The organism is Thermus hydrothermalis (genome assembly GCF_022760925.1).
GTDB classification, from domain to species: domain Bacteria; phylum Deinococcota; class Deinococci; order Deinococcales; family Thermaceae; genus Thermus; species Thermus hydrothermalis.
Genome location: NZ_JAKTNT010000020.1, coordinates 1 through 23,677, shown reverse-complemented (window position 1 = coordinate 23,677; position 23,677 = coordinate 1). Strand labels below are relative to the sequence as shown.

20 protein-coding genes and 1 pseudogene are annotated in these 23,677 nt (G+C 67.6%); 11 read left to right on the top strand and 10 right to left on the bottom strand.

Annotation, left to right across the window (positions count from 1 at the left end; all coding sequences use genetic code 11):
• The first annotated feature begins 1 nt into the window (after position 1).
• Entirely contained in the window at positions 2-1,375 is a 1,374-nt protein-coding gene (locus L0C60_RS11170) for a SpoVR family protein (RefSeq protein WP_234505902.1), read from the top strand.
• On the opposite strand, the gene L0C60_RS11165 is transcribed toward L0C60_RS11170, so the two are convergent.
• From L0C60_RS11165 to pdo, 3 genes are read right to left on the bottom strand one after another with little or no spacing between them, the layout of a single operon-like run.
• On the bottom strand, positions 1,372-2,163 hold the full coding sequence (locus L0C60_RS11165; protein ID WP_234505899.1) for a TlpA disulfide reductase family protein: 792 nt from the start codon (positions 2,161-2,163) through the stop codon (positions 1,372-1,374). The two genes, L0C60_RS11170 and L0C60_RS11165, sit on opposite strands and share 4 nt — an antisense overlap.
• Positions 2,163-2,534, bottom strand: a complete 372-nt coding sequence (locus L0C60_RS11160; RefSeq protein ID WP_234505894.1) for a rhodanese-like domain-containing protein — start codon at positions 2,532-2,534, stop codon at positions 2,163-2,165. The genes L0C60_RS11165 and L0C60_RS11160 overlap by 1 nt, the downstream gene beginning before the upstream one ends.
• A 1-nt stretch (position 2,535) precedes the next feature.
• The gene (pdo, locus tag L0C60_RS11155; protein ID WP_234505891.1) at positions 2,536-3,225 is read right to left on the bottom strand and encodes a protein disulfide oxidoreductase; all 690 of its coding nucleotides are present in this window, start codon (positions 3,223-3,225) and stop codon (positions 2,536-2,538) included.
• Positions 3,226-3,397: 172 nt separating this feature from the next.
• On the opposite strand from pdo, the gene L0C60_RS11150 reads away from it, so the two are divergent.
• From L0C60_RS11150 to L0C60_RS11135, 4 genes are read left to right on the top strand one after another with little or no spacing between them, the layout of a single operon-like run.
• Positions 3,398-4,834 carry an MBL fold metallo-hydrolase gene (locus tag L0C60_RS11150; protein WP_234505888.1) on the top strand — a complete coding sequence of 479 codons (1,437 nt, stop codon included), beginning with the start codon at positions 3,398-3,400 and terminating at the stop codon, positions 4,832-4,834.
• 11 nt (positions 4,835-4,845) lie between these two features.
• Positions 4,846-5,502: a rhodanese-like domain-containing protein gene (locus L0C60_RS11145; RefSeq protein ID WP_234505884.1), complete on the top strand. Its 657-nt coding sequence runs from the start codon at positions 4,846-4,848 to the stop codon at positions 5,500-5,502.
• Positions 5,499-6,242, top strand: a complete 744-nt coding sequence (locus L0C60_RS11140) for a sulfite exporter TauE/SafE family protein (RefSeq protein ID WP_234505881.1) — start codon at positions 5,499-5,501, stop codon at positions 6,240-6,242. The genes L0C60_RS11145 and L0C60_RS11140 overlap by 4 nt, the downstream gene beginning before the upstream one ends.
• A gap of 15 nt (positions 6,243-6,257) precedes the next feature.
• Positions 6,258-7,106, top strand: coding sequence for a carbon-nitrogen hydrolase family protein (locus tag L0C60_RS11135; RefSeq protein WP_234505878.1), 849 nt, complete (start codon positions 6,258-6,260; stop codon positions 7,104-7,106).
• Here the strand turns inward: L0C60_RS11135 and L0C60_RS11130 are convergent.
• Positions 7,103-8,020 (bottom strand): peptidylprolyl isomerase, encoded by a 918-nt coding sequence (locus L0C60_RS11130; protein WP_234505875.1) that lies wholly within the window; start codon positions 8,018-8,020, stop codon positions 7,103-7,105. The genes L0C60_RS11135 and L0C60_RS11130 overlap by 4 nt on opposite strands.
• A gap of 13 nt (positions 8,021-8,033) precedes the next feature.
• Here L0C60_RS11130 and hemE point away from each other — a divergent pair, with 13 nt between their 5' ends.
• The 6 genes from hemE to L0C60_RS11100 are packed head-to-tail and all read left to right on the top strand — an operon-like array spanning position 8,034 to position 19,928.
• Complete coding sequence (hemE, locus tag L0C60_RS11125; protein WP_234506146.1) at positions 8,034-9,059, top strand: uroporphyrinogen decarboxylase; 1,026 nt, start codon at positions 8,034-8,036, stop codon at positions 9,057-9,059.
• The gene (gene hemH / locus L0C60_RS11120; protein WP_234505870.1) at positions 9,056-10,009 is read left to right on the top strand and encodes a ferrochelatase; all 954 of its coding nucleotides are present in this window, start codon (positions 9,056-9,058) and stop codon (positions 10,007-10,009) included. Before hemE ends, hemH begins: the two co-directional genes overlap by 4 nt.
• Complete coding sequence (gene hemG / locus L0C60_RS11115; protein ID WP_234505867.1) at positions 9,997-11,376, top strand: protoporphyrinogen oxidase; 1,380 nt, start codon at positions 9,997-9,999, stop codon at positions 11,374-11,376. Before hemH ends, hemG begins: the two co-directional genes overlap by 13 nt.
• A 7-nt stretch (positions 11,377-11,383) precedes the next feature.
• A complete protein-coding gene (locus L0C60_RS11110) occupies positions 11,384-13,624 on the top strand; it encodes a diguanylate cyclase (RefSeq protein WP_234505864.1) in 2,241 nt (746 codons plus the stop codon).
• A gap of 50 nt (positions 13,625-13,674) precedes the next feature.
• Complete coding sequence (locus tag L0C60_RS11105) at positions 13,675-16,245, top strand: bifunctional diguanylate cyclase/phosphodiesterase (protein ID WP_234505861.1); 2,571 nt, start codon at positions 13,675-13,677, stop codon at positions 16,243-16,245.
• 5 nt (positions 16,246-16,250) lie between these two features.
• Positions 16,251-19,928, top strand: a complete 3,678-nt coding sequence (locus L0C60_RS11100) for a PAS domain S-box protein (RefSeq protein ID WP_243092775.1) — start codon at positions 16,251-16,253, stop codon at positions 19,926-19,928.
• Here the strand turns inward: L0C60_RS11100 and L0C60_RS11095 are convergent.
• The 6 genes and pseudogenes from L0C60_RS11095 to L0C60_RS12830 form a co-directional block, all read right to left on the bottom strand.
• Positions 19,925-20,224 (bottom strand): metal-sulfur cluster assembly factor, encoded by a 300-nt coding sequence (locus tag L0C60_RS11095; protein ID WP_234505857.1) that lies wholly within the window; start codon positions 20,222-20,224, stop codon positions 19,925-19,927. The genes L0C60_RS11100 and L0C60_RS11095 overlap by 4 nt on opposite strands.
• Positions 20,221-21,372, bottom strand: a complete 1,152-nt coding sequence (locus tag L0C60_RS11090; protein ID WP_243092774.1) for a hypothetical protein — start codon at positions 21,370-21,372, stop codon at positions 20,221-20,223. Before L0C60_RS11090 ends, L0C60_RS11095 begins: the two co-directional genes overlap by 4 nt.
• 51 nt (positions 21,373-21,423) lie before the next feature.
• A complete protein-coding gene (locus tag L0C60_RS11085; protein ID WP_418952983.1) occupies positions 21,424-22,266 on the bottom strand; it encodes a protoglobin domain-containing protein in 843 nt (280 codons plus the stop codon).
• Positions 22,263-22,700 (bottom strand): hypothetical protein, encoded by a 438-nt coding sequence (locus tag L0C60_RS11080; RefSeq protein ID WP_243092773.1) that lies wholly within the window; start codon positions 22,698-22,700, stop codon positions 22,263-22,265. The genes L0C60_RS11085 and L0C60_RS11080 overlap by 4 nt, the downstream gene beginning before the upstream one ends.
• Positions 22,700-23,494 carry a DUF2249 domain-containing protein gene (locus L0C60_RS11075; RefSeq protein ID WP_234505848.1) on the bottom strand — a complete coding sequence of 265 codons (795 nt, stop codon included), beginning with the start codon at positions 23,492-23,494 and terminating at the stop codon, positions 22,700-22,702. The genes L0C60_RS11080 and L0C60_RS11075 overlap by 1 nt, the downstream gene beginning before the upstream one ends.
• An 8-nt stretch (positions 23,495-23,502) precedes the next feature.
• Positions 23,503-23,625, bottom strand: a pseudogene (locus L0C60_RS12830) (DUF2249 domain-containing protein); the annotation flags it as partial.
• Between the last annotated feature and the right edge of the window lie 52 nt (positions 23,626-23,677).

Genomic DNA, 23,677 nt, shown 5'->3' with positions numbered 1-23,677 from the left:
CGTGGAGAAGGAGCTTCGCTACTGGGCCGAGCGCCTCCGGGAAAGGGCGGAAGCCCTAGGGCTTTCCTTCCCTCCTGTCCTCTTTGAGGAGGTCACCCCCGAGGAGATGGCCATGCTGGCCGCCTACGGGGGCTTTCCCCGCCGCTACCCTCACTGGCGGTGGGGGAGCGAGTACCTCCGCTACCGGGAAACCTACCGCTACGGCCTTGGGCGGATTTACGAGCTCGTGGTGAACACCCATCCCGTGCAGGCCTACCTCCTGAAGGGAAACACCCTCCTCGCCCAGAAGCTGGTCATGGCCCACGTCTACGCCCACGCCGACTTCTTCCACCACAACCTGGCCTTCAAGCCCATCCCCAAGGACATGCTGGACGAGATGGCCCACCACGCCGCCTACGTGGAAAGGGCCATGGAACGGCACGGGGCCAGGGCGGTGGAGGAGTTCTTGGACCTGGCCCTCTCCCTGGAGAACCTGATAGACCCCCACACCCCCTACATCCAAAGGCCGGAAGGGACCGAGGAGGAAAAGCCCCAAGAGCGGCTTAGGGTGCGCCCCTACCTGGACCCTTTCGTCAACCCGCCCCCCGGGTTCCCCAAGGAGGCGGAGGAAGGCGCGAACCCCAAGCCCCTCCCCTCAAGGCCCACCCGGGACATCCTGGGCTTCCTGGCCCAGCACGCCCCCCTGGCCCCGTGGCAGAAGAGCATCCTGGAAATCATCCGGGAAGAAAGCCTCTACTACGCCCCCCAGGCCGCCACGAAAATCCTCAACGAGGGCTGGGCCACCTACTGGCACACCCAGATCCTCCTCCCCCTCCTCACCCCCGAGGAGGCCTTGGAGTTCGCTGAGCTTCAGGCGGGCCTCCTCGCCCCCCACGGGCTCAACCCCTACCGCCTGGGCTACCACCTCCTCCAGGAGGTGGAGGAGCGCTGGGACAAGGGGCGGTTTGGCCCGGAGTACGAGGCCCTGCCCCTAGGGGAAAAGCTCCGCTACGAGAGGCCCACCGGGGAAGGGAGAAAGAAGCTCTTCCAGGTGCGCACCATCTACACCGACCTCCCCTTCCTGGAAGAGTTCCTCACCCCCGAGTTCGCCCTGCGCCAGGGCCTTTTGGAACCCCAGGACCTGGAAGGGTTCCTCCAGGCCAAAAAGGCCCTCCTCTTCCGCCTCACCAACGCCGGCTACCCCATCGTGGAGCTATGGGACGCCAACTACCAGAACCGGGGCGAGCTCCTTTTGGTCCACGCCTACGAAGGGGTGGAGCTGGACCTGAAAAAGACGCAGGCGGTGCTAGAGAACCTGCACCGCCTCTGGGGCCGGCCCGTGCACCTCAAGACCGTGGTGGGGGGAAAGGAACGGCTCCTCTCCGCCGGGGCCTAGCGCAGGACCCGCAGGTAACCCAAAAGCACCGCCTCGGAAAGCTCCCCCAGGTGCCGGGCCACGAGCCGCCCCTCCCGGTCAAAGAAGAAGGTGGTGGGTAGGCCCTGCACCCCCAGGGCCTGGGAGAGCCGGGTTTCCGGGTCCAGCAAGACCCAGTCCGCCGTCAGGCCCTCTTCCTCCAAAAACGAGCGCACCACCGCCGGGCCCTCCCCTTGGCTCACGAAGGCGAAGCGCACCTCCGGGTTTTCCTGGGCCAGGCGCATCATCATGGGAAGCTCGCGGCGGCAAGGGGGGCACCAGGTGGCCCAGGCGTTCAGGACCAGGGGTTTTCCCCGAAAGTCCTGGAGGTTCACCGGGGTGCCCCCCAAGGTGGTGAGGGGAAGGGAAGGGAGCGTGGCCTCCTGCCTTGTCCCTCCCCGGGTGAGGAAAAGGCCCACCACGAGGCCTGCCGCCAAGGCGGGCACGAGGGCGTAGCGCCAAAGGTGCTTGGGCAAGACCATGAGCGTGTACCCTCCCGAACCCAGGATACCCCAAAGGGGGTCAAACCCCCCTTGCCAGACGTAGAGGACGGAAAGGGGGTCGCGGGCGTAAACCGAAACGTTCTCCAGGACAAACCCAAGCCGCGCCCCCAAAAGCCCTACCAGGATGGCGTTGTACGCCCAAGGGGCAAGCCGCTTGTCCACCCCGCGGGCCAGGACCTCCGCCGCCACCACCCCCGCCAAGAGGGCCAGGGCCACCTGGACCCGGGCCCAGGGGATGGCGAAAGGGCCAAGCTGCAGGGCGTCCATCAGCGGACCAGGGGGTAGCCGGCGCGCTCTATGGCCAACACGCCCCCCTCCACGTTGTAGAGGTTGGTGTAGCCCTTCCCCTTCAGGTACGCCGCCGCCTGGCGGCTCCGGTTGCCGCTACGGCAGTAGAGGTAGACGGGCTTGTCCTTGGGAAGGGTGTCCGCCCAGCGGACCACCTCCTCCACGGGGAGGTTGATGGCCCCGGGCACGTGCCCCTGGGCGAACTCCTGGGGCGTGCGCACGTCCACCACATAGGCCCCCGAGCCCAAGGCCCGGTAAAGCTCCTCCGGGCCCACGTTCTGGTAGCTCCCCTTGGGCCCGCAGGCGAAGAGGAGAAGGGGAAGAAGGGCAAGAAGGGCGCGGCGGGTCATCTTAGGCCTGGACCCCCACGGCCTTGCGGATGGCCTGGAGGAACTGGGAAAGGGGCTGGGCCCCGAGCACCCGCTCCTTGCCCTCGTTGATGATGGTGTCGGGCACCCCGTGGATGTGGTAGCGGCCCGAGAGCTCGGGGAACTCGTTGGCCTCAATCATCTCGCCCCAGACCTTGGGGGAGGCGTAGGCCATGCGGTGGGCGGTGCGCACCGCCTGCGGGCAGTAGGGGCAGGTGGGGGTGACGAAGACCTGGAGCTTCACCTCCTCGGGAAGGTTATTCAGCTCCTGGACCACGTTCTCCGGAAGGCCGTGCCCGTCGCGCCCCAGCATCTCCAGGTCCTCGAGGAGGCTTGCGAACTCGTAGCCCGCCGGGATACCCCGGTAGCGCAGGTTGATGGCCTCCGAGCCCTTTTCCCGGAGGATCAAAGTGGGGGCCGCCTCCACCTTGTACGCCTCGGCCTTCTCCCGCCCCTCGGGGGTGGCGAGGTCGTAGACCACCAGGTGGAGCTTGTCGGAAAGAGCGGAAAGCTCCTCCAGAAGCTGCTTGGTTTCCTTGCAGTAGAGGCAGGGCTCCTTGCCCGGGGCGATGAGGGTAGAGGAGTCGGTGAAAAGCACCATCTCCACGTCCCGGGTAAGGTTGGAAAGCCGCTCGCGCACGATCTCTTGTTCCTTTGGTCCCAGCAATGGCATCGCTTCCTCCTTCGTTTGGATACCCCCGTAGGGGTACGTCCTTTGACGAATATAGCAGATGATGGGCCACCTTCATAGGGAGGGAGCTTACGTTGCTCGGGCTTGACACCTATTACCCCCATAGGGTATTTTCGGGACATGGGGACAAAGGTCCCGGCAAGGAGGTAAACCCATGGTCTTCCGGCAAATCTACGAGGAAGGTTTGGCCCAGATGAGCTACCTCATCGGGTGTGCCGCCACCGGGGAAGCCCTGGTGGTGGACCCCAAGCGGGACGTGGACACCTATCTGGAGCTTGCCCAGAGCCTGGGCCTGCGCATCACCGCCATCGCCGAAACCCACATCCACGCCGACTACCTCTCCGGGGCCCGGGAGCTCGCCAAGGCCACCGGGGCCACCTTGTACCTCTCCGATGAGGGGGACGAGAACTGGAAGTACCGGGGCCTGGAGGGCTTCGCCCATGTCCTCCTCAAGGACGGGGACACGTTCAAGGTGGGCAACATCCGGGTCCAGGCGGTGCATACCCCCGGCCACACCCCCGAGCACCTCTCCTTCCTGGTGGCGGACGGGGCGGTGACGGACGAGCCCCTCCTCTTCCTCACCGGGGACTTCGTCTTCGTGGGGGATGTGGGCCGGCCCGACCTCTTGGAGGAAGCGGCCGGGTTCAAGGGCACGGCGGAACCCGGGGCCCGGCGCATGTACCAAAGCCTTAAGGAGAAGTTTCTCACCCTCCCCGACCACGTGCAGGTCTGGCCCGGCCACGGGGCAGGGTCGGCGTGCGGCAAGGCCTTAGGGGCCCTCCCCGCCACCACCGTGGGCTACGAGCGCCGCCACGCCTGGTGGGCGGAGTACCTGGAACGAGGCGATGAGGAGGGCTTCGTAAGGGCCCTCCTCCAGGGGCAACCGGAGGCCCCCACCTACTTCAAGGAGATGAAGCGGCTGAACCGGGATGGGATGCCCATCCTGGGCGGCGTGCCCCACCCGGGCCGCCTCACCCAGGCCCAGTTCCTCCGCTGGCTTGGGGAAGGGGCCATCCTGGTGGACACCCGGGACAAGTTCGCCTTCGCCGGGGGGCACCTCAAAGGGGCCATTAACATCCCCGCCGGGAAGAACTTCGCCACCTGGGCGGGCTGGCTTCTCCCTTACGACCGGCCCCTCATCCTCCTCGCCCACCCCTCCGAGGTGGAGGCCCTCACCCGGGCCCTCATCCGCATCGGGCTGGACGAGGTGGTGGGGTATATCCCGGCCCTCCAGGGCTACGCCGAGGGCGAGCTGGAAACCGTGCCCCAGGTGACCGCCAAGGAGGCCAAGGCCCTTTGGGAGCGGGGGGAGGCGGTGGTCTTGGACGTGCGGGGACGGGACGAGTACCTGGCGGGGCACATCCCGGGGGCCCTTAACATCCATGCGGGCCGCATCCTGGCCCACCTGGACAAGCTTCCCAAGGACAAGCCCCTCATCGTCCACTGCGTGGGCGGGGACCGCTCTAGCACCGCCATCTCCGCCCTCCTCGCCCACGGCTTCCAAAACGCCCTGAACCTCACCGGGGGGATTAGGGCCTGGCAGGAGGCGGGCTTCCCCGTGGTGAAGGGCGAAGAGCTGGTTCCCGCCTAAGGAGGTAGACCGTGTACGAAACCCAAGTGAAGGACCTGTCCCCCGAGGAGGCCAAACGGCTTTACGAGGAAGGCGTGCCCTTCTTTGACGTGCGCGAGGTGGAGGAGTACGCCCAGGCAAGGATCCCCGGGGCCCGCCTCCTTCCCCTCTCCGAGTTCATGGCCCGCTTCCAGGAGATCCCCAAGGACCGCCCCGTGGTCCTCTACTGCCGCACGGGCAACCGCTCCTGGCAGGCGGCGGCCTGGCTTACCGCCCAGGGATACCAGGTCTACAACCTCGAGGGAGGCATCGTGCGCTGGTACCGCGCCGGGCTTCCCGTGGACACCGCCCCCGTGGAGGCGGGCTACGCCGCCACCCCCTACCGGGAGGTGGGGCCCCTCGAGGCCAAGGACCTCCTGGGAAGCGCCCTCGTGGTGGACGTGCGGGAGGCCTGGGAGTACCGGGAAGGGCACGTGCCGGGGGCCCTCAACATCCCCCTTTCCACCCTGCCCGAACGCCTCGCAGAACTCCCCAAGAACCGGCCCATCCTCCTCGTCTGCAACTCGGGGAACCGCTCCGGGGTGGCGGCGGACTTCCTGGTGGGGCAAGGCTTTGACGGCGAAAAGGTCTACAACCTGGAAGGGGGCACCTACGCCTGGGCCGCCTCCGGCCTTCCCTTAGAGCGATGACCCTCGCCCTCCTCGGCGCCCTCCTCATCGGCCTTTCCTTGGGGCTTTTGGGCTCGGGGGGCTCCATCCTCACGGTGCCCGTCCTGGTCTACCTCCTGGGGGAGCCCCCTAAGCAGGCCATCGCCGAAAGCCTCCTCATCGTGGGAGGGATCGCCCTCCTGGGGGCCCTTCCTTACGCCCTCCGGGGGCTCGTGGACTTTCGGAACGTCCTCCTCTTTGGCCTTCCGGGCATGGCGGGCACCTACCTGGGCGCCTTCCTCTCCCAGTACGTTTCCGGCCAGGTGCAACTCCTGGCCTTCGCCCTGGTGATGCTCCTCGCCGCCTACTTCATGGCCCGCCCCGTCCCCTTGGCCCAAGGGGGAAGGCGCAAGGCCTGGAAGATCGTCCTGGATGGCCTCGCCGTGGGGGCCCTCACGGGGTTCGTGGGGGTAGGGGGCGGGTTCCTCATCGTGCCGGCTTTGGTCCTCCTCGGGGGGCTTCCCATGCACCTGGCGGTGGGCACGAGCCTTCTCATCATCGCCCTCAAGTCCTTCGCCGGGTTTTACAAGTACCTCCACCTCCTCCCCGCCTATGGCCTTAGCGTGAACTACGCCGTGGCGGGGCTTTTCGTGGGGGTGGGCTTCTTGGGAAGCCTCCTTGGGGGCAGGCTCGCCCTCAAGGTGCCCCACGAAACCCTCAAGCGGGGCTTCGCCCTCTTCCTGGTGGCCATGGGGGTCTACATCGTGGCCCAAAGCCTCTAGGGGTATGCTGAGGGGGTGCCGTTCCGCACCCTCTTGGCCGTGCAGGCGGAGGTCCTCCCGGAAGCCTACCGCACGGAGGAGGCCTTCCGGGAGCGGGTCCATGGCCTCCTGAGCCCCCTAAAGGGCACCCCCACCCCCCGCCTTGCCGCCTTCCCCGAACTCTTCGGCCTCCCCCTCCTCCTCCACCTGGAGGGGGAGTTCCATTTACGGGAACTCCTGCAAAACCCCCTATCCCCCTGGCGGCGGGCGCGGCGGGCCTACGGGGTCTTCCACCGGGTGATGGCGGAGGCGGCGAAGGCCTATGGCACCTACCTCCTTGCGGGAAGCCTCCTTTGCCCCCCTTTTGAGGAAGAGCTCGCCCGGGGGCGCTTTTCCCGAAGCCCTTTTTTCCAGAACCTGGCCCTCTTCTATAACCCCGAAGGCCGCCTCCTGGCCCAGGTGCCCAAGATGGAGCTCACCCCGCCCGAGCGCTGGCTTAGGCGGGGCGGCTTCGGCCCCCACCTGGTGGAAACCCAAGCCGGCCGGGTGGGGATCCTCATCTGCCTGGATGGCTTCTTTGAAAGGCACCTGGCCCGGCTAGACGCCCTGGGGGCCGAGGTCCTTTTGCAACCCTCCGCCAACCCCGCCCCCTGGGAAAGGCCCTGGCCCTGGGACCCTTCCCGGCGGGAGGGGGAGGTGTGGCTGACCTCGGCTCGGGAAAGGCTAGTGGGGCGGGAGCACCTGAAGGTGCTCCTAAACCCCATGTTGAACGGGAGGATCCTGGGGCTCGCCTTTGAGGGGCAAAGCGGCATCTACGGCCCCGGGGAGGCCTTGGCCCTGGCCCGAGGGCCTCTGGGGGACGAGGCCCTCCTCCACTTCCCCTAAAGCCTTTCCGGGAAAAGCCGGATGGGGTAGCGGCGGGTGAGGGCCTTGGCGAGCTTTTCCCAGGCCCGGTCCTTTACGCTATTGGCGAGCTCCTCCGCCACCTCCTCCAAAGGGAAACGCCCGGCGGGCTTCACCTCCTCCAGGAGGATGATGTGGAAGCCGAACTGGGTCCCCACCGGGCCGGACACCTCCCCTGGCTTCAGGCGCAAAAGGGCGTTCTCAAAGGCGGGGATGTAGGTGCCTTCCGGGGCGCACCCCAAAGCCCCCCCTTCCTCCTTGGAGCCCGGGTCCTGGGAAAGGGCCTGGGCTACCTGGGGGAAGGGCTCCCCCTTCGCCAAGCGGCCCAGGGCTTCCCGGGCCTCTTCCAGGGTGGGAAGGAGGATGTGCCGGGCGCAGTACAGGGTCCCGTGGCGGTACTCCGGGGAGAGGAGCCAAAGGGCCTTCAGGGCGGCGGGGGAAACCTCAAGCTTCCCCCGGTAGTGGCCTTCCAGGGCCTCGAGGGCCAAGGCCTCCGCCAGGAGGAGGCGGTACGTGGCAAGGTCGGGAAGCCCCGCCCCCTTCAGGGCCTCCGCCAAGGCGTTTTCATCGGGAAAGGCCTCCATGAGGGCCTGCACCTGGGCCTCCACCGCCTCGGGCCTGGGCCAGAAGCCCTGGGCCTTGGCCACCTGCAACAGGGCCCGCTCCTCCGCCAGGGCCTCCAGGTACTGGGGCCGATACTGGGCGAGGAGGGCCCGGGTTTCCTCCGTGTCGGGCAGGCCCAGTTGCCTCAAGGCGCTCTTGGCGAAAAGGCCAAAGCGGAGCTCAAACTGGCTCTTGGTGAGGGCTTCTCCACCCACCTGGGCCACCAGGGGGTCCTCCTGGGCCAGGGTCAAGGGGCTAAAGGCGAAGGCTAGGGCGAAAAGAAAAGCGCGCATGCCCCATGCTAGCATGGGGGGCGTGAACGACCTCGTCCTCAAGGCGGCCCGGGGGGAGGCCACCCCCAGGCCCCCCGTCTGGTTCATGCGCCAGGCGGGCCGCTACCAAAGGTCCTACCGGGCCCTAAGGGAACGCTACACCCTGCCCGAGATGGTGCGCCAGCCCGAGCTCGCCGCCCAGGTGACCTTAAGCCCGGTGGAGGAGCTTGGGGTGGACGCTGCCATCCTCTTCGCCGACATCACCACCCCCCTTTACGGCATGGGGGTGGACCTGGACCTGGTGGAGGGCAAGGGCCCGGTGATCCACCGCCCCATCCGGGATGCCCAGGGGGTGGAGGCCCTGCTGCCCTTAGAGCCCGAAAGCGCCGTGCCCTACGTCCTGGAAACCATCCGCATCCTGAAGCGGGCCCTTAAGGTGCCCCTTATCGGCTTCGCCGGAGCGCCCTTTACCCTGGCGAGCTACCTCATAGAGGGGGGGCCAAGCCGCCACTTCCTAAAGGTGAAGGCCTTCATGTACGGGGAGGAGGCCCTCTGGCACCGCCTCATGGAGAAGCTCACCCTGGCCATGGCCCGCTACCTCAGGGCCCAGGCGGAGGCGGGGGCGGACCTCCTCCAGGTCTTTGACTCCTGGGTGGGGGCCTTGAGCCCGGCGGACTACCGCCGCTACGTGAAGCCCCACATGGCGAGGCTCTTCCAGGCCCTAAGGCCTTTGGGGGTGCCCGTGATCCACTTCGGGGTGGGGACCATGGGGCTCCTAGAGGAGATGCGGGAAGCGGGGGGGGACGTCCTGGGCCTGGACCACCACACCCCCCTCCCCTGGGCCCGGGCGGTCCTGGGGGAAACCCCGGTCCAGGGCAACCTGGACCCCGCCCTCCTCTTCGCCCCCAAGGAGGTCCTGAAGCGGGAGGTCCTCCGCATCCTGGAGGAGAACGCCGGGCGGCCCGGCCACATCTTCAACCTGGGGCACGGCATCCTGCCCAAGACTCCAGAGGAGAACGTGCGCTACGTGGTAGAACTCGTGAAGGAGGTGGCGGCGTGAACGTGCTCCTGATGGCCTACGGCACCCCCTATGCCCCCGAGGAGATTGAGCCCTACTACACGGATATCCGCCGGGGCAAAAGGCCTTCCGAAGAGCTCCTAAGGGAGCTCACGGAACGCTACGAGCGGATCGGCAAAAGCCCCCTGAACGAGATCACCCTGGTCCAGGCCCTGAGGCTCCAGGCCCTTTTGAACCTCGAGGCCCCTCCCCTTCCCAAGCGCCTCCTGGGCCCCTTCCCGCCCCGCGCCCCCCAGGGGCCGGCCCGGGTCTACGTGGGCACGAAGCACTGGCACCCCACCATCGGCGAGGCGGTGGCCGCCATGCACGAGGACGGGGTCCGGCGGGCGGTGGCCATCGTGGCGGCTCCCCACTACTCCCTAAGGAGCGTGGCGGAGTACAAGGAGAAGGTGGAGGCCGCCCTAAAAGCCCTTCCCGAACCCATCCACTTCGTCTGGGTGGAAAGCTACGAGGCCCACCCTGGCCTTATCGCCGCCTACGCCAGGCGGCTGGAGGAGGCCATCTGGCGGCTTAAGGACCCTAAGCGGGCGGCCTATGTCTTCACCGCCCACTCCATCCCCCTTTCGGCGGTGGAGCGGGGGGACCCTTACCCGCGCCAGGTGGAGAAGACGGCGGAGCTCATCGCCAAAAGGCTCTCCCTCCCCCGCTTCCAGGTGGCCTACCAGTCGGCGGGGCGCACCCCCGAGCCCTGGCTTGGGCCCGACATCAACGAGCTTTTGCGGCAACTCAGGGAAGAGGGCTACACCGAGGTGGTGGTGCAGGCGGTGGGCTTCCCCGCCGACCACCTGGAGGTCTTCTACGACCTGGACCTCGAGGCCCAGGCCACGGCCGAAGCGGTGGGCCTCAGGCTCCTCCGGGCCCGGAGCCTCAACGCCGATCTAGACTACATCCAGGTCCTCAAGGACCTGGTGGAGGCGGCGTGGCTCAGGTAGCCATCGTGGGCGGGGGCTGGGCCGGGCTCGCCGCCGCCCTCGCCCTGAAGGAAGCAGGGGCCGACTTTCTCCTCCTGGAGGCCACCCCCCGGCTTGGGGGCAAGGTCTTCACCCACCGGGGGGAAGGGTTTTTGGTGGAAGGGGGGCCCGACGCCAGCGTGCGCTACAAGAGGGAGGTTCTGGCCCTGGCCGAAGCCCTGGGCCTCTCGCCCATAGGCACCCTTCCCGCCAAGCCCTCCGCCTACATCCTGCGCAAGGGAAAACCCCATCCCCTCCCCGAGGGGCTACTCCAGGTGGTGCCGGGGGACCTGAAGGCCCTCGCCCAAACGCCCCTCCTCTCCCTTTCCGGCAAGCTTCGCGCCCTCTACGACCTCTTCCTCCCCAGGGGAGGCAAGGAGGACGAAAGCCTAAAGGAGTTCGTGGAAAGGCGCCTCGGCCCGGAGGTCTTCCAGGCCCTGGTGGCCCCCTTGGCCGGAGGGATCTACGGGGGCGAGCCCGAGGAGCTTTCCATGCGGGCCGCCTTCCCCGCCCTCTTGGAGCTAGAGCGGAAGCACCGAAGCCTCCTCCTCGGGGCCATGCGCTCCCGGAAGGGGCGGGGAAGCCGGGAGGGGGGGAGCCTCTTTTTCTCCTTCGCCGAGGGGCTTTCCGCCCTCACCCGGCGGATGGCGGAAAGGGTGGCGGAGCATACCCTCCTCGCCACCCCGGTCCTCGCCCTGGAGCCTTCAGGAGGCCGCTTCCGCCTCCACACCCCCAGGGGGGCCCTCGAGGCCGAAGCGGTGATCCTCGCCACGCCCGCCCCCACGGCGGCAAGCCTCCTAAGGCCCTTCCTCCCCGGGGCCACGGCCCTTTTGAAGGGCATCCCCCACACCCCGGCGGCCACGGTGAGCCTGGCCTTTAAGGAGGAGCTCCCCGTGGAGGGGCACGGCCTCCTCATCGCCAAAGGGGAAGGCTACCAGGTGCGGGGCTTCACCTGGACCCACCGCAAGTGGCCGGGAAGGGCCCCCGAGGGGTGGAGCCTGGTGCGGGCCTACTTCTCCGGGGAAGCGGCGAGGCTTGCGGAAGGGGAGCTCGCCCGCCTCGCCCTGGCGGAGCTCCGCCGGTACCTGGGCAAGGAGGTGCGCCCGGAAAGGACCTTCGTCTTCCGCTTCCCCGAGGGCATGCCCGCCTACCGGGTGGGGCACCAGGAGCGGATAGCGCGCCTAGAGATGGCCCTCCTCCAGGCCCCGGGGCTTTTCCTGGCCGGGAACTACCTCTTTGGCGTGGGCCTACCCGAGGTGGTGCGCTCGGGGGAAAAGGCGGCCGAAAGGGCCCTCGCCCACCTCTCCCTAACCCCCCCTGGCGAAAAGGAAGCCTCCCGGTTAGGATAACGCCAATATGCTCCTCCCCTATCCCGCCATCGCCCTGGGGGCGCTTCTCCTTGGGCTCTTGGTCGGGGCCTTGGGGTATGGCGACCCCTATGTCCTCCCCTGGTTCATGATCTTCACCGCCACCCTGGCGAGCGCTCGGGGGCTTGGGGTGGGCCTGGGGGCCGCCTTCCTCTCCACCCTTCTCCTTCTTCTTTTTCCCGGCTTTGACCTGGTGGCGGCGGCCCTTCTCCTCCTTTCGGCCCTCCTCGCCCACCAGGTGGGCCAAAGCCTCCGCCTGGCCCACCGCCGGGCCAAGCACCTAGCCCGGGCGCAGAAGCTCCTGGCGGAGGCCCTCGAGGCCCTCCCCCAAGCCGAGAACCGGGAAACCCTCCTCCGCACCCTACCCAAAAGGCTCGCCGCCTTTGGGGAGGGGGGGCATGCCGGGGTCTGGGTCCCGATGCGGGAGGGCTTCCGCCTTTTGGCCAGCGAACCTCCCCTAGCCCTGGACACCATCCCCGCCACCGGGGTGGTGGGGCGGGCCTTCAGGGAAGGAAAGCCGGTACACGTGCCCGATGTGCGCCAAGAACCCACCTACATCGGCGCCCCGGGCCACCAGGCCCTGGCCGAGCTGGCCCTTCCCCTTCTGGAGCGGGGGGAGGTGGTGGCGGTCCTCAACTTGGAGCGGAACCGCCCCTTCACCCCGGAAGAGCTAGAGGGCCTTACCCGCTTCGCCCAAGCGGTAAGCCTCCAGCTTTCCCGCCTGGCGGACCTGGAAGAGCGGCGGCTCCTCGCCGAACTCGCCCAGAGGATGCAAAGCGCCGCCACCCCGAAGGAGGCCGCCCAAAAGGCCCTAGACCTCCTCCTCCAGGTCCTTGGGTTGGAAAGCGGAACCCTTTGGGAAGCCAGGGGGAGCCGCCTGGTGGCCCTGGCCTACCAGGGGGTGGAGGAGCCTAGCCTCCTTCGGGTCATAGAAGAGGGGCTGCCCTACGGGGTGGGCCTGGCCTGGCAGGTCTACGAAACCCATAGCCCCGTCTTCACCGCCCGCTACGCCGAGGAAAGCCGGACCGTCCCCGCCCTCCGGAACCTGAACTGGCGCACCTTCGCCGCCTTGCCCATCCCCTCCCCCGGTAGCCCCCGGGCCCGACGGGTCTTGGTGGTGGGCCAGAAGGAGGAAAGGCTCTGGCGGAAGGCGGAGGAGGAGCTCCTCCTCTCCGCCTGCCGGGCCATTGGCCTCGGCTTGGAGGGCCTCACGGAAAAGCGCCGGCACCAGGCGGTAAACCGGCTTTTCCTAGACCTATTGGAAAGGCCCCTAGAAGCGCTTTACCAAGCGATCCTGGAGGAGGCCATCCGCCAGGTACCCGGCGCAGAAGCGGGAAGCCTTTTGGTGTTGGAGGGCGGGGAGTACCGCTTCCAGGCGGCGGTGGGTTATGACCTGGAGGGCCTAAAGGCGGTGCGCTTTACCCCTGAGGGCATGCTCCTCTGGTACGGCCGGGGGGAGGAAGCGACCCGCCGGGGAGAGCCCCGGATCATGAGCGTAGAGGACCGCCTCATTTCCGAGATCAGCCACCAGACCGCCCCTCCCGAGGTCATAGACACCGCTGGCCGGGCCAAGGAGATCCAGGCCAACCTCTGCCTCCCCGTGCCCTACAAAGGCGAGGTGCTCGCCTACCTGAACCTGGACAACCACCACGACCCCCGGGCCTTCGGGGAGGACTCCCTCCAGGTGGCCCGCTTCTTCGCCGCCCCCCTGGCCACCCTCCTCCACGAGCACCGGACCCGGCACCTCCTAGAGGAAGCCGCCCTCACCGACCCCCTCACGGGCCTCCAAAACCGCCGGGCCTTTGACCGCTACTTCCTGGAAGAGCTCAAACGGGCGGAGCGCTACGGCTACCCCCTTTCCCTGGCCATCCTGGACCTCAAGGGCTTTAAACCCGTGAACGACCGCCTGGGCCACGCCGTGGGCGACCTCGCCCTCATCAAGGTGGCGGAGGTCCTAAAAAGGGAGCGCCGCAACGGGGACCGCGTCTTCCGCTGGGGCGGGGACGAGTTCGCCGTCCTCTTTCCCCACACCCCCAAGAAGGGGGCCATCGCCGCCGCCTACCGGTATGCCCGGGCTATTGAGCACCTTTGCTTTGGCGAGATCTGCCTGGGGGTGAACATCGGGGTGGCCACCTACCCTGAGGACGGTACCTCCGCCGACGAGCTCCTTTCCGTGGCCGACACCCGCATGTACCAGGCCAAGGCCCAGGGCCTGGCGGTGGTGGCTTAGAGTGGGGTTGAAACGGATCCCAAAAGGCGTAAAATAGGCCTGGTCCGGCCATGAGCCCCTCTGCGGGCAGCCTAAGCCAACTCCTCCTCCCCCTCCTTCGGGAAGGGCTAAGGGGGCTTCCCGAGGCTCTAAAGGGGGTAGCGGAAGCCCTGGCAGCGCACCGGGCCTACCTCTTCCGCTTGGAGGAACGGCAGGGGGTCTGGTACACCAGCCAGCTCGCGGAGTGGGCCCAAGAAGGCGTAGAACCCCAGATTCAGAACCCGGCTCTGCAAAACCTGCCCATGGTGGAATCCGGCTATGGGCGCTGGCTAGACCGCTTTTTGGCGGACCAAAGCGTGGCCGGCCCCGTGGCCACCTTCCCCGAGGAGGAAAGGCCCCTCCTCGAGGCCCAAGCCATCCGAAGCCTCCTGGTGGTGCCCATCTTCGTGGAGGGAAGGCTTTGGGGGTTTTTAGGGGTGGACGACTGCGCCCGGGAAAGGACCTTCACCGAGGAAGACGAGGCTACCCTCCGGGCCCTAGCCGGGGTTTTGGCCCAGACCCTGGAGCTTTGGGAGCGCACCCGTTGGCTCCACCTCTTGGTGGAGGCATCCCCCTTTTACCTGGCGCGGTTTTCCCCAGAAGGAAGGTCGCTTTACGCCAACCCGGCCCTAAAGGGCGCCTTTCCCCAAGGGCTTTCCCTGCCCCTAGAGGAAGCCTTGGCCCACCCCGGCCGCCCCTTCACCCACCTCTCCCGGGCAGGGCGGGCGGTGGAGTGGACCCTTTTGGCGGTACCGGGGCCGGGCGGGGAGGCGCTGGAAGTGCTGGCCCTGGGGGTAGACGTGACGGAACGGGAGGAGGCAGAAGCCCGGGAAGCCCGGTGGAACGCCTTTCAGCGGAACCTCCTACGGATCTACGAAACCCTCATGGCGGAGGGCCTTTCCGACTCCATCTTCGGCCTCATTCTGGAGGCTGCCTTGGACACCATCCCCAGCGCCCAGGCGGGGAGCATCACCACCCTCATGGAAGACGGCTGTTACCACTTCGTGGCCGCCCGGGGCTACGACCTCGAGGCCCTCCGCCAGATATGCCTCCGCCCCGAAGAACCCCTCTCCCTCACCGGCCACCGGGAAGCCCAGGTCTTCACCTGGCAGGACCTTATGCGCTTCAACGCCCGCCTAGACCCTAAGAGGCGGCAGGTGATGGAGGAGGCGGGCCGGGTGCGGGAGATCAAGGCCATCCTCTCCGTGCCCGTCTTCCTGGCGGGGGAGCGCAAGGCCTTCTTGTACCTGGATAACTTTGAGCGGGAAGACGCCTTTACCCCTTTGGACCTGGAGCTCGCCCAGGCCTTCGCCAGCCAGCTTGGGCTTCTCCTAAGGCGCCTGGAGCTGGAGGGGGCCCTGCAACACCTGGCCTACCACGACCCCCTCACGGGCCTTCCCAACCGCCTCTTCTTCCTGGAAAAGCTGGCCCAAGCCCTCCGGGAGGAGCCCGAGGCCCTGGCCCTCCTCTACTTGGACCTGGACGGCCTGAAGCTGGTGAACGACCTAGACGGCCACGCCGCCGGGGACGAGGTTCTCCGGGTGGTGGCCGCCCGCTTGCGGGCCACCCTGCGCCCCCGGGACCTGGTGGCCCGGCAGGGCGGGGACGAGTTTCTGGTCCTCCTCACCCACCTCAAAAGCCCGGAGGAGGCGGTGAGCGTGGCAGAGAGGCTTTTGGAGGTGGTGCGCCTGCCCATCCCCTTGCGGGAGCGGATCTACCACCTCACCACCTCCATCGGCCTCGCCATGGGGGAACGGGGCCTCGGCCCCGGGGAGCTTTTGCAACGGGCAGACCTGGCTCTTTACCGGGCTAAGGGGGAAGGCAAGGACCGCTTGGCCTTTTACGAGGCCCACCTCCAGGAGGCCCTGCGGCGGGAGATGCACCTTCTGGAAGCCCTAAGACACGACCTGGAGCGGGAAAAGGGGCTTTGGCTCGCCTACCAGCCCATCGTGGACTTGGAAACGGGAAGGCCCGTGGCCCTCGAGGCCCTCCTTCGCTGGCCCCTCGCCTCGCCCGGGGAGTTCATCTCCTTGGCCGAGCGCCACCGCCTGGTGTCCGCCTTAGGGCAGTTCGTCCTGCGGCGGGCCTGCCAGGAGCAAGGCCGCCACGGCCTCCCCGTGCACGTGAACGTGAGCCCCCAGGAGCTTTTGGACCCCCACTACCCCGCCCAGGTGGCCCAGATCCTGGAGGACACGGGCTGCTCCCCGGAGAACCTGGTTCTGGAGGTCACGGAGTCCACCCTCATCCCCGACGAGCGGGGCCGGGAGGCCACGGGGAGCCTCCAGGTCCTAAGGCGGCTTGGGGTAAGGGTCTTCCTGGACGACTTCGGAAGCGGCCACTCCAGCCTGGAGCGCCTGGCCCAGCTCCCCGTGGACGGGCTCAAGCTGGGCCAGGCCTTCACCCAGGCCCTGGGAAGCCCCCCCGACCCCCAAAGCCCCGCCGCCCGGCTGGTGGCCGCCGTCTTGGCCCTGGCCAAGACCCTAGGGCTCCAGGCCGTGGCCGAAGGCGTGGAGGACGAGGAGGTGCTGGCCTACCTGAAGGCCCTGGGCTTCCGCCTGGGCCAGGGGTATCTCCTGGGAAAGCCCTCGCCTTTATACTCATAGGAAGGGTGAAGCTTAGCGACCCTTGGAAAATCGCCTTCGCTTACCTGCTCTTCTCCCTAGCCTGGATCTTGGGAAGCGACCGGCTCCTCCTTGCCCTCACCCCTTCCCCGGAAACGCTTACCCTTTGGCAAAGCGCCAAGGAGGTGGTTTTCGCCTTCCTCTCGGGAGGGCTCATCTTCCTTCTGGCCCGGGCCCTCGAGGGCAAGTGGCGAAGGGCCGTCCGGTCTTTGCAGGACTGGGAGCGCCGTTTCCGCGCCCTGGTGGAGCATAGCCGCGAGCTCATCTACCTCCTGGATGCCCAAGGGCGTATCCGCTACGTATCCCCCAACGTAGACCAGGTCCTAAACCACGACCCCCTGGGCTACACCCGCCAGGACCGCCTCGCCCTGGACTTCGTCCACCCGGAGGACCGCCCCTATGCCGAGGCAGCCTTGGAGGACCTCCTCCGCCACCCGGGGGAGGTGCGGGAGTACCGGCTCCGCGTCCTGGACGGCCGGGGCAGGACACGGGCGGTGCGGGTCTGGGGGAAAAACCTCTTGGAAGACCCCGCCATTGAGGGCATCGTCCTCAACATCCAGGACGAAACCGAGCTGGAGGAGGAACGGGCTAGGCTTAAAGGCATCTTGGAAGCCCTTCCCGGGCTAGTGTACCAGGCCCGGGTGGCGGAAGGCCAAGACCCCGCCTATGCCCCCCTCCTCTACGCCGCCCCCCGCCAGGCGGAAGCCCTCCTGGGCTACCCCGCCCAGAGGCTTTTGGAAGACCCCGCCTTCTACTTCACCCAGGTCCACCCCGAGGACCAGGCCCGCCTGATGGACGCCGTGCGCCAAGCGGTGGCCGAGCCCGGGGTGGTGCAGGTCTGCACCTACCGCTTCTGGCACGGGAAAAAGCAGGCTTGGGTCTGGCTTCGGGATACCCTGGTCTTTGACCCCATCACCCGCCTCCTCACCGGCTACACCTACGACGTGAGCCAGGAGGTGGCCCAGGAGGAGCGCTTCCGCCTCCTCTTCCAGTCCCACCCCCTGCCCATGTGGGTCTACGACCAGGAAACCTACCGCTTCCTGGAGGTGAACGAGGCGGCGGTGCGGAAGTACGGCTACACCCGGGAGGAGTTCCTCTCCATGACCATCCTGCACATCCGCCCCGAAAGGGAGCGCCCCCGGCTTCTAGAAGACCTCAAGCGACCCAGGGAAGCCTACCAGGTTTCCGGCCCCTGGACCCACCGCCTCAAGGACGGGCGGGAGATCCAGGTGGAAATCCACTCCCACACCCTGGAGTACGCTGGCCGCCCGGCGGTCCTAGTGGTGGCCCTGGACATCACGGAAAAGCTAAGAGCCGAGGCCACCCAGAGGCTTCTGCAGAAGGCCCTCGAGGCCGCCCACGAGGCCGTGGTCCTCACGGACAAGGACGGGCGCATCCTCTGGGTCAACCCCGCCTTCACCCACCTCACCGGCTACGCCGCGGAGGAGGCCGTGGGGCAAAACCCCCGCATCCTCAAGTCGGGCCTGCATCCCCGGGAGTTCTACGCAGAGCTGTGGGCCACCATCCTGGCGGGCCAGGTGTGGGCAGGGGAGCTCATCAACCGCCGCAAGGACGGCACGCTCTACACCGAACACATGACCATCATCCCGGTCCTGGAGGAAGGCCAGGTAACCCAGTTCATCGCCTTCAAGCGGGACGTCACCGAGGAGAAGGCCAAGGAACAAGCCCTCCGCGAGTCCGAGGCCCTTTTCCGCACCCTGGCGGAAACCGCCCCCGCCCTTATCCTCCTCTGGCAACAGGAAGACCTCGAGGACCCGGGAAGTGCCCGCCTCACCTTCGCCAACCCCATGGCCACGGAGATCACCGGCTATACCCTAGAGGAGCTCGCCTCCCGGCCCATCTGGGAGTTCGTCCACCACGCCGACCGGGAGATGGTGCGAAGCCGGGGCCTGGCCCGCCTAAGGGGGGAAACCCCCCCTGCACGCTACGCCTTCCGCATCCTGACCAAAGGGGGCGAGGTGCGCTGGCTGGACTACTCCGCCGCCCGGGTGGAGATTCGGGGCAGGCCCGCCATCCTGGGCGTGGGCCTGGACATCACCGAGGCCAAGGAGAAGGCGCTGGCCCTGGAGGCTTTCGCTCAGGTAAGCCTCGCCCTGCGCCGGAGCGAGGACCTCAAGGAGATGATGGAAAGCGCCCTGGACGCCGCCTTGGCCGTCCTGGAGGCCCCCGTGGGGAGCATCCTCCTCTACGACCGGGACACAGGCCGCCTGGAGGAGGCGGCAAGCCGGGGCTGGCTTAAGGCCATCCCCACGCCGCCCACCCTTGCGGGGGAGGGCCTGGTGGCCCGGGCCTTCCGGGGAGAGGTGGTGGTGAGCCAGGACCTGAAGAACGACCCCCGGGTGCGGCCAGGGGCCAGGGCCCTGGTGCCGGAGGGCTTTAGCGGGGTGGTGGTGCCCATCCTGGCGGGCACGGAACCCGTGGGCGCCCTAACCCTCGCCTGGCCCCACCCCCGCACCCCCACCCCGGCGGAGGTGGAGCGGGCCCAGCTCGTGGCCGAGGCCATGGGCAACGCCGTGCGCCGCGCCTCCTTAAGGCAAAAGCTCACGCGCAGGGTGGCCCAGCTGGAAGCGCTAAGGACCGTGGATCAGGTCATTTTGGCCTCCATGGACATCGCCCCCAGTCTTGAGGTAATCCTGGACAAAATTTTCCTCCTGCCCGTGGATTCCGCCGCCTTCTTTCTCTATAACCCCCAAGAGAAGGCCCTTCTACTGGCCGCCCATCGCGGATTCCACAGCCCCAGAGCGCTCCTGCCCAAACGCCTCCTGGTGGGGCAGGGGCACGTGGGACAAGCGGCCCTTTCGGGAAGCAAGGTGGCGGTAGAAGACCTAGCGAAAGAACCAGGGAGCCACCCGGACTTCACAAGGCAGGAAGGCCTGGTAGCGGAAAGGGCTTATCCCCTACTCGCCCGCGGCAAGCTCCTGGGCGTCCTTGCCGTCTTTACCCGAAGGCCCTGGGACCTTTCCCCAGAGGATGAGGAGTTTTTGGAAACCTTGGCGGGACAAAGCGCCTTGGCCTTAGACAACCTCTTCACCTTGCAAGAACTAAAGCGGAGCCAGCAGGAGCTGGAAGCCGCCTACGACCTCACCCTCTGGGGCTGGGCCAAGGCGGTGGAGCTCCGCGACCAAGAAACCGCCGGCCACACGGAGCGGGTCACGGAGCTCACCCTGCGCCTGGCCAAAGCCTTGGGGGTGCCCGAGGAGGACCTGGACGCCCTGAGGCGGGGAGCCATCCTGCACGATGTGGGCAAGATCGCCATCCCCGACGCCATTCTCCTGAAACCAGGCCCCCTCACGGAGGAGGAGTGGCAGGTGATGCGGAAACACCCGGTCTACGCCTACGAGTGGCTTTCCGGCATCCCCTTCCTCAAAAAGGCCCTGGAGATCCCCTACGCCCACCACGAGCGCTGGGACGGCTCGGGGTATCCCCGGGGGCTAAGGGGCCTGGAGATCCCCCTTGCCGCCCGCATCTTCGCCGTGGTGGACGTGTACGACGCCCTGACCTCCGACCGCCCTTACCGCAAGGCCTGGCCCCGGGAAAAGGCCCTGGCCTATTTGCAGGAACAAGCGGGCAGGCAGTTTGACCCCGAGGTGGTGGAGGCCTTCCTCCGGCTTATGGCGGGTGAAGACCCGGAGTCCACCCCCTAGTCCCAGCCCAAAAGCCGCCTGGCCTCGGGGGAAAGCCTGGCCGGGGTCCAGGGCGGGTCAAAGGTGAGGTCCACCCTCACCTCCTCCACCCCGGGCAGGAAGGACAATGCCCGCCGCACCGCCTCCCCCAGGCTGTCGTGCAAGGGGCAGCCGGGGGTGGTGAGGGTCATGCGCACCCAGGCCCGGGGAGGCGCTACCTTGAGCTCGTAGATAAGCCCCAGATTGACCACGTCCAGGCCCAGCTCGGGATCGTAGACCGTTTTAAGCAGGTCCCATGCCTGTTCTTCCAGCGTCATCGCCGCATCACCTCCCAAAGGGCGAAGGCGTGTACCGCCACCCCCAGGGCCAAGGCCCACCCCGCCAAGGGGAAAAAGGGGAAGGCCAAGGCCCCAAGCCCCCAAAGCCCGCCCGCCAGGTACCCAAGCCCCTCGGCGAGCATGTCCTTGAGGAAGGGCACCCGCTCCTTCCCCGCCTTGGGAGCGTAGCGGTGGGTCCAGACCAAAAAGGGAAGGATTTTGTAGAGCATCCCGCTCACCACGAGCCCTACAAACCCGAGGGCGAACCACCAAGCGGCCCAGACCGGCCTTGCGGGAAGAGCCCATAGGGCTAGCCCCAGGAACAAGAGCCCCCCCAGGTAGTGCCGCACCCCGATGTCCAGCCTGCGCTTCGCCCGGTGGCGCAGGATGCGGTAGGTGTCGTAAAGGGCGAGGCCATAGGCGAGGAGGAGGAGCCCATACCCCAGCCCCTCCCCCAGGGCCAGCCCCCCAAGCCCCAGGTTGGCCACCCAGAGGAGAAGCCCCAAGACCCCCTCGTCCACCCCGTGGGTGAGGGTAAACATGGAAAGGAGCCTGTACCCCACCCCCAGGATGGAAAGGAGGAAGACCCCACCGAGCCCAGCCAGGAGGTGCCAGGCCAAGCGCTCGGGGTCGTAGAAGCCAAAGCGCAGGGAAAGGGCCTGGACCAGGCCCAAGAGGGGGGTTAGGACCAGGTAGAAGACCACCCAGGCGAGGGCGGTGGCCACCCGGTTCCAGCGGGGGGCAAGGCGGAAGGTCCGGTAAGCGTGGTAGGCAAAGAGGAGGAGGGCACAGAGGGCCAACCCCCCGCCCAAGGGGACGAGGAGCGGCCACCGGGCAAAGCCCAGGGCCAAGAAGGCCACCCCCAAGGCCCAAAGGGCCATCACCGGGTAGCCGAGGCCGGGGCGGTAGAGGGGAGCTTCCAGCACCACCGGCAGAAGCTGGTGCATGGCCCCAAGGAGCACCCCCACCCCAAAGCCCAGGAGGTACAGGTGGGCCCCCGCCAGGCCCACGGGGTGCCGGGGCACAAGGAAGGCCTCCGGGTGGAGGACCCAAAGCCAGGCCGCCCAAAGGAGAAAGGCTTCCCCCAGGAAGATGAACCCGGCGGGAACGGCCAAGGGGATGACCCGGGTGTGGACGGTCGCCACCATGCCCTAATCCTCAGGGGGCCCACGTCGGCCTCGCCATAACCCAGGTCATGGCTAGCGCCCAGGAGGCAGGAGGGTTAGGGTATCCCCCTCGGCCAAGGGGGTGGCGAGGCCCTGGAGGTAGCGGACATCCCGGCCGTTTAGGAGCACGGCGAAGCGGGGACGAAGGCGCCAAAGGGTCTTGGGCTCCAGCCAAAGGCCCACCGCCTCCTCGGCGAAGAGGGGCTCCAGGGAGACGTCCCTCAGGGCGGGGAAGGCGGCATACACCTTGCAGAGGGCCTCCTCCACGTTCGCCGCCCGCAGGCAAAGGGGCTTGGGCAAGGCGGGATAGGCCAGGCCCAAGGCCTGGAAGCGAACGGAAACCTCCCCTTCCCGAAGCGCCAGGGCGGCGTCAAAGCCTTTGCGCATCACCTCCTCCTGGGCGGAGAGGTACACGAGCCAAGGACGCACGTCCCCCACCCTTTCCGCCACGTACCGCCCCACCTGGGCGAAGGAAAGGCCCACGTACTCCGGGGGGATGTAGGCCCCCTTGGGCCCTAACCCCCCGTGCCAAAGCCCAGCCCGGTAGACCTCCCGGGCGAACTCCGCCGAGGTGTCCACCCCCAGGGTGCGGGCGAACCAAGCGGCGAAGAAGGCCCGCCTAAGGTAAAGCTCCTCCTCAGGCACCCGCCCTTCCCAGCCCAGGGCCCGGGCCGTGCCGGGGTGGCGGCTTAGGCGCTCGTACACCTCGGCCACGAAACGGGAAGCCCCCTCCAGAAGCCGCTCCGCATCCAGGCGCATGGCCCGCTTGGCCTCCTCGCTAAGCCCCCCAAAGGCCAAGAGGTCCTGGAAGACCTCCTCGGGCAAAGGGGGTAGCTCTAGGGCAAGGGCTTCCACCCCGACCTCCACCGGTTTCACGCCCTCCTCCTTTCCCGCTCCTCGCGCATTTTCCTCAGCATATCCGCCGTCACCACCCGCTTGCCCATGGCGTGGGCAAAGACCAAGGTGGCGAGGAGTTGCAAAGCCCCGGCAAGCCCAAGCCAAGGGCCTAGCCCCTGGTGGCCCATAAGGTAAAGGGGCTCCAGCACAAGCCGGAGGAGGAGCCCGGCGTTGAGGAGGAAAAAGGTGAGGGCCTCGAGGGCCTCCTGCCTTAGCCCCCCTGGCCTGGGCATCATCCAGTAGGCCACGCCCATGACCATCTGCAGGAAAAAGCCCACAAGCCCTGCGTGCACGTGGCTTGGGCGAAAGGGGCCCACCAGGGAAGGGAAAAGGTAAAAGAGGCTCCCCAGGAGGGCGGTGTACACCAGGTACACGAGGGCCGCCCGCACGAAGAGGTAGTGCCAAAAACCCATCACCCCCCCTTGCGGATGAGGAGCTTCACCTGGCCCGGACCCAGGTCCTTCAGAGCGTAGGCGTGCCCCTCCTCCTCCAGACGGGCGAGCAGGTGGACGGGGCGGCGCACGTGGTGGACCAATAGCTTCTCCCCTGCCCTCAAGGACGCCAGCGCCTCCAGAACCCGCACCATGGGCAAAGGAGGCTCGAGGTTCTCCTCAACCACCACCTCCGCCTGGTAGTCTTCCCAATCCTCCTCGGAGAGGGAACGCAACGGGGGGGCTTGCTGACTCTCCCCCACGCTTTCCCGGTAGAAGTGGGCCCGGAAGTGGTTCTCCCCTAGCTTTTCGCACCAGGCGGCGAAGCCCTGCTTACCCAACACCCGGTAAAGGGGCACGGGCTCAAAGAGGACCTCCAGCACGAGCCTTTTCCCGGGCCCCACCTCCTTGGCGGCCGCCAGGATGTGGGCAAAAGGCTCCCCACCCCCCTCCAGGATGGGGCGCACGTCCAGGTGGAAGCCCACGGGGGCATCCAGCCAGGGAGGGGGCGGGGTAGAAAGCAGGCTTTCCTCCAAGGAGGCAGGCGGTGGAGCCTCCGAGGCCACCCCCAAGGCCCGGTTGAGCCGCGCCACCAGCTCCTCCGGGGCAAGCCCGGCCATCCTGGCCGCCTGGGCCACGGTGACCAGGTTGGGCATGGTCCGGCGCAGGAGGGGGTTTTTCAGCTTCTGGAAGGCAGGGCTCGCCTCCAAGAAGACCTCTAGAAGCTCGGGCCAGCGCTTCAGGACCTCCGCCACCTTCATCTCCGGCCGGACCATACCGCCTCCTACCGCCGGGTGATCCGCACCCGCCACACCTCCGGCCCGGCCTCGAGGTACTCCCAGGCGAACGCCCCGGGCCGCTCCGCCTGGAACTGGTAGTAAAGGGGCCTGGGGTCGTGGTCGTTGACTCAAAACTTGCACCTCCCGCATACCCCGCATAAACCTTCACTCCCTCCCCCG

Bases quoted from the DNA above. Each gene is read 5' to 3' on its own strand.
- L0C60_RS11165 (WP_234505899.1), bottom strand. From the start codon at position 2,163: ATGGACGCCCTGCAGCTTGGCCCTTTCGCCATCCCCTGGGCCCGGGTC.
- L0C60_RS11160 (WP_234505894.1), bottom strand. From the start codon at position 2,534: ATGACCCGCCGCGCCCTTCTTGCCCTTCTTCCCCTTCTCCTCTTCGCC.
- pdo (WP_234505891.1), bottom strand. From the start codon at position 3,225: ATGCCATTGCTGGGACCAAAGGAACAAGAGATCGTGCGCGAGCGGCTT.
- L0C60_RS11150 (WP_234505888.1), top strand. From the start codon at position 3,398: ATGGTCTTCCGGCAAATCTACGAGGAAGGTTTGGCCCAGATGAGCTAC.
- L0C60_RS11140 (WP_234505881.1), top strand. From the start codon at position 5,499: ATGACCCTCGCCCTCCTCGGCGCCCTCCTCATCGGCCTTTCCTTGGGG.
- L0C60_RS11130 (WP_234505875.1), bottom strand. From the start codon at position 8,020: ATGCGCGCTTTTCTTTTCGCCCTAGCCTTCGCCTTTAGCCCCTTGACC.
- hemE (WP_234506146.1), top strand. From the start codon at position 8,034: ATGGGGGGCGTGAACGACCTCGTCCTCAAGGCGGCCCGGGGGGAGGCC.
- L0C60_RS11110 (WP_234505864.1), top strand. From the start codon at position 11,384: ATGCTCCTCCCCTATCCCGCCATCGCCCTGGGGGCGCTTCTCCTTGGG.
- L0C60_RS11105 (WP_234505861.1), top strand. From the start codon at position 13,675: ATGAGCCCCTCTGCGGGCAGCCTAAGCCAACTCCTCCTCCCCCTCCTT.
- L0C60_RS11095 (WP_234505857.1), bottom strand. From the start codon at position 20,224: ATGACGCTGGAAGAACAGGCATGGGACCTGCTTAAAACGGTCTACGAT.
- L0C60_RS11090 (WP_243092774.1), bottom strand. From the start codon at position 21,372: ATGGTGGCGACCGTCCACACCCGGGTCATCCCCTTGGCCGTTCCCGCC.
- L0C60_RS11080 (WP_243092773.1), bottom strand. From the start codon at position 22,700: ATGGGTTTTTGGCACTACCTCTTCGTGCGGGCGGCCCTCGTGTACCTG.
- L0C60_RS11075 (WP_234505848.1), bottom strand. From the start codon at position 23,494: ATGGTCCGGCCGGAGATGAAGGTGGCGGAGGTCCTGAAGCGCTGGCCC.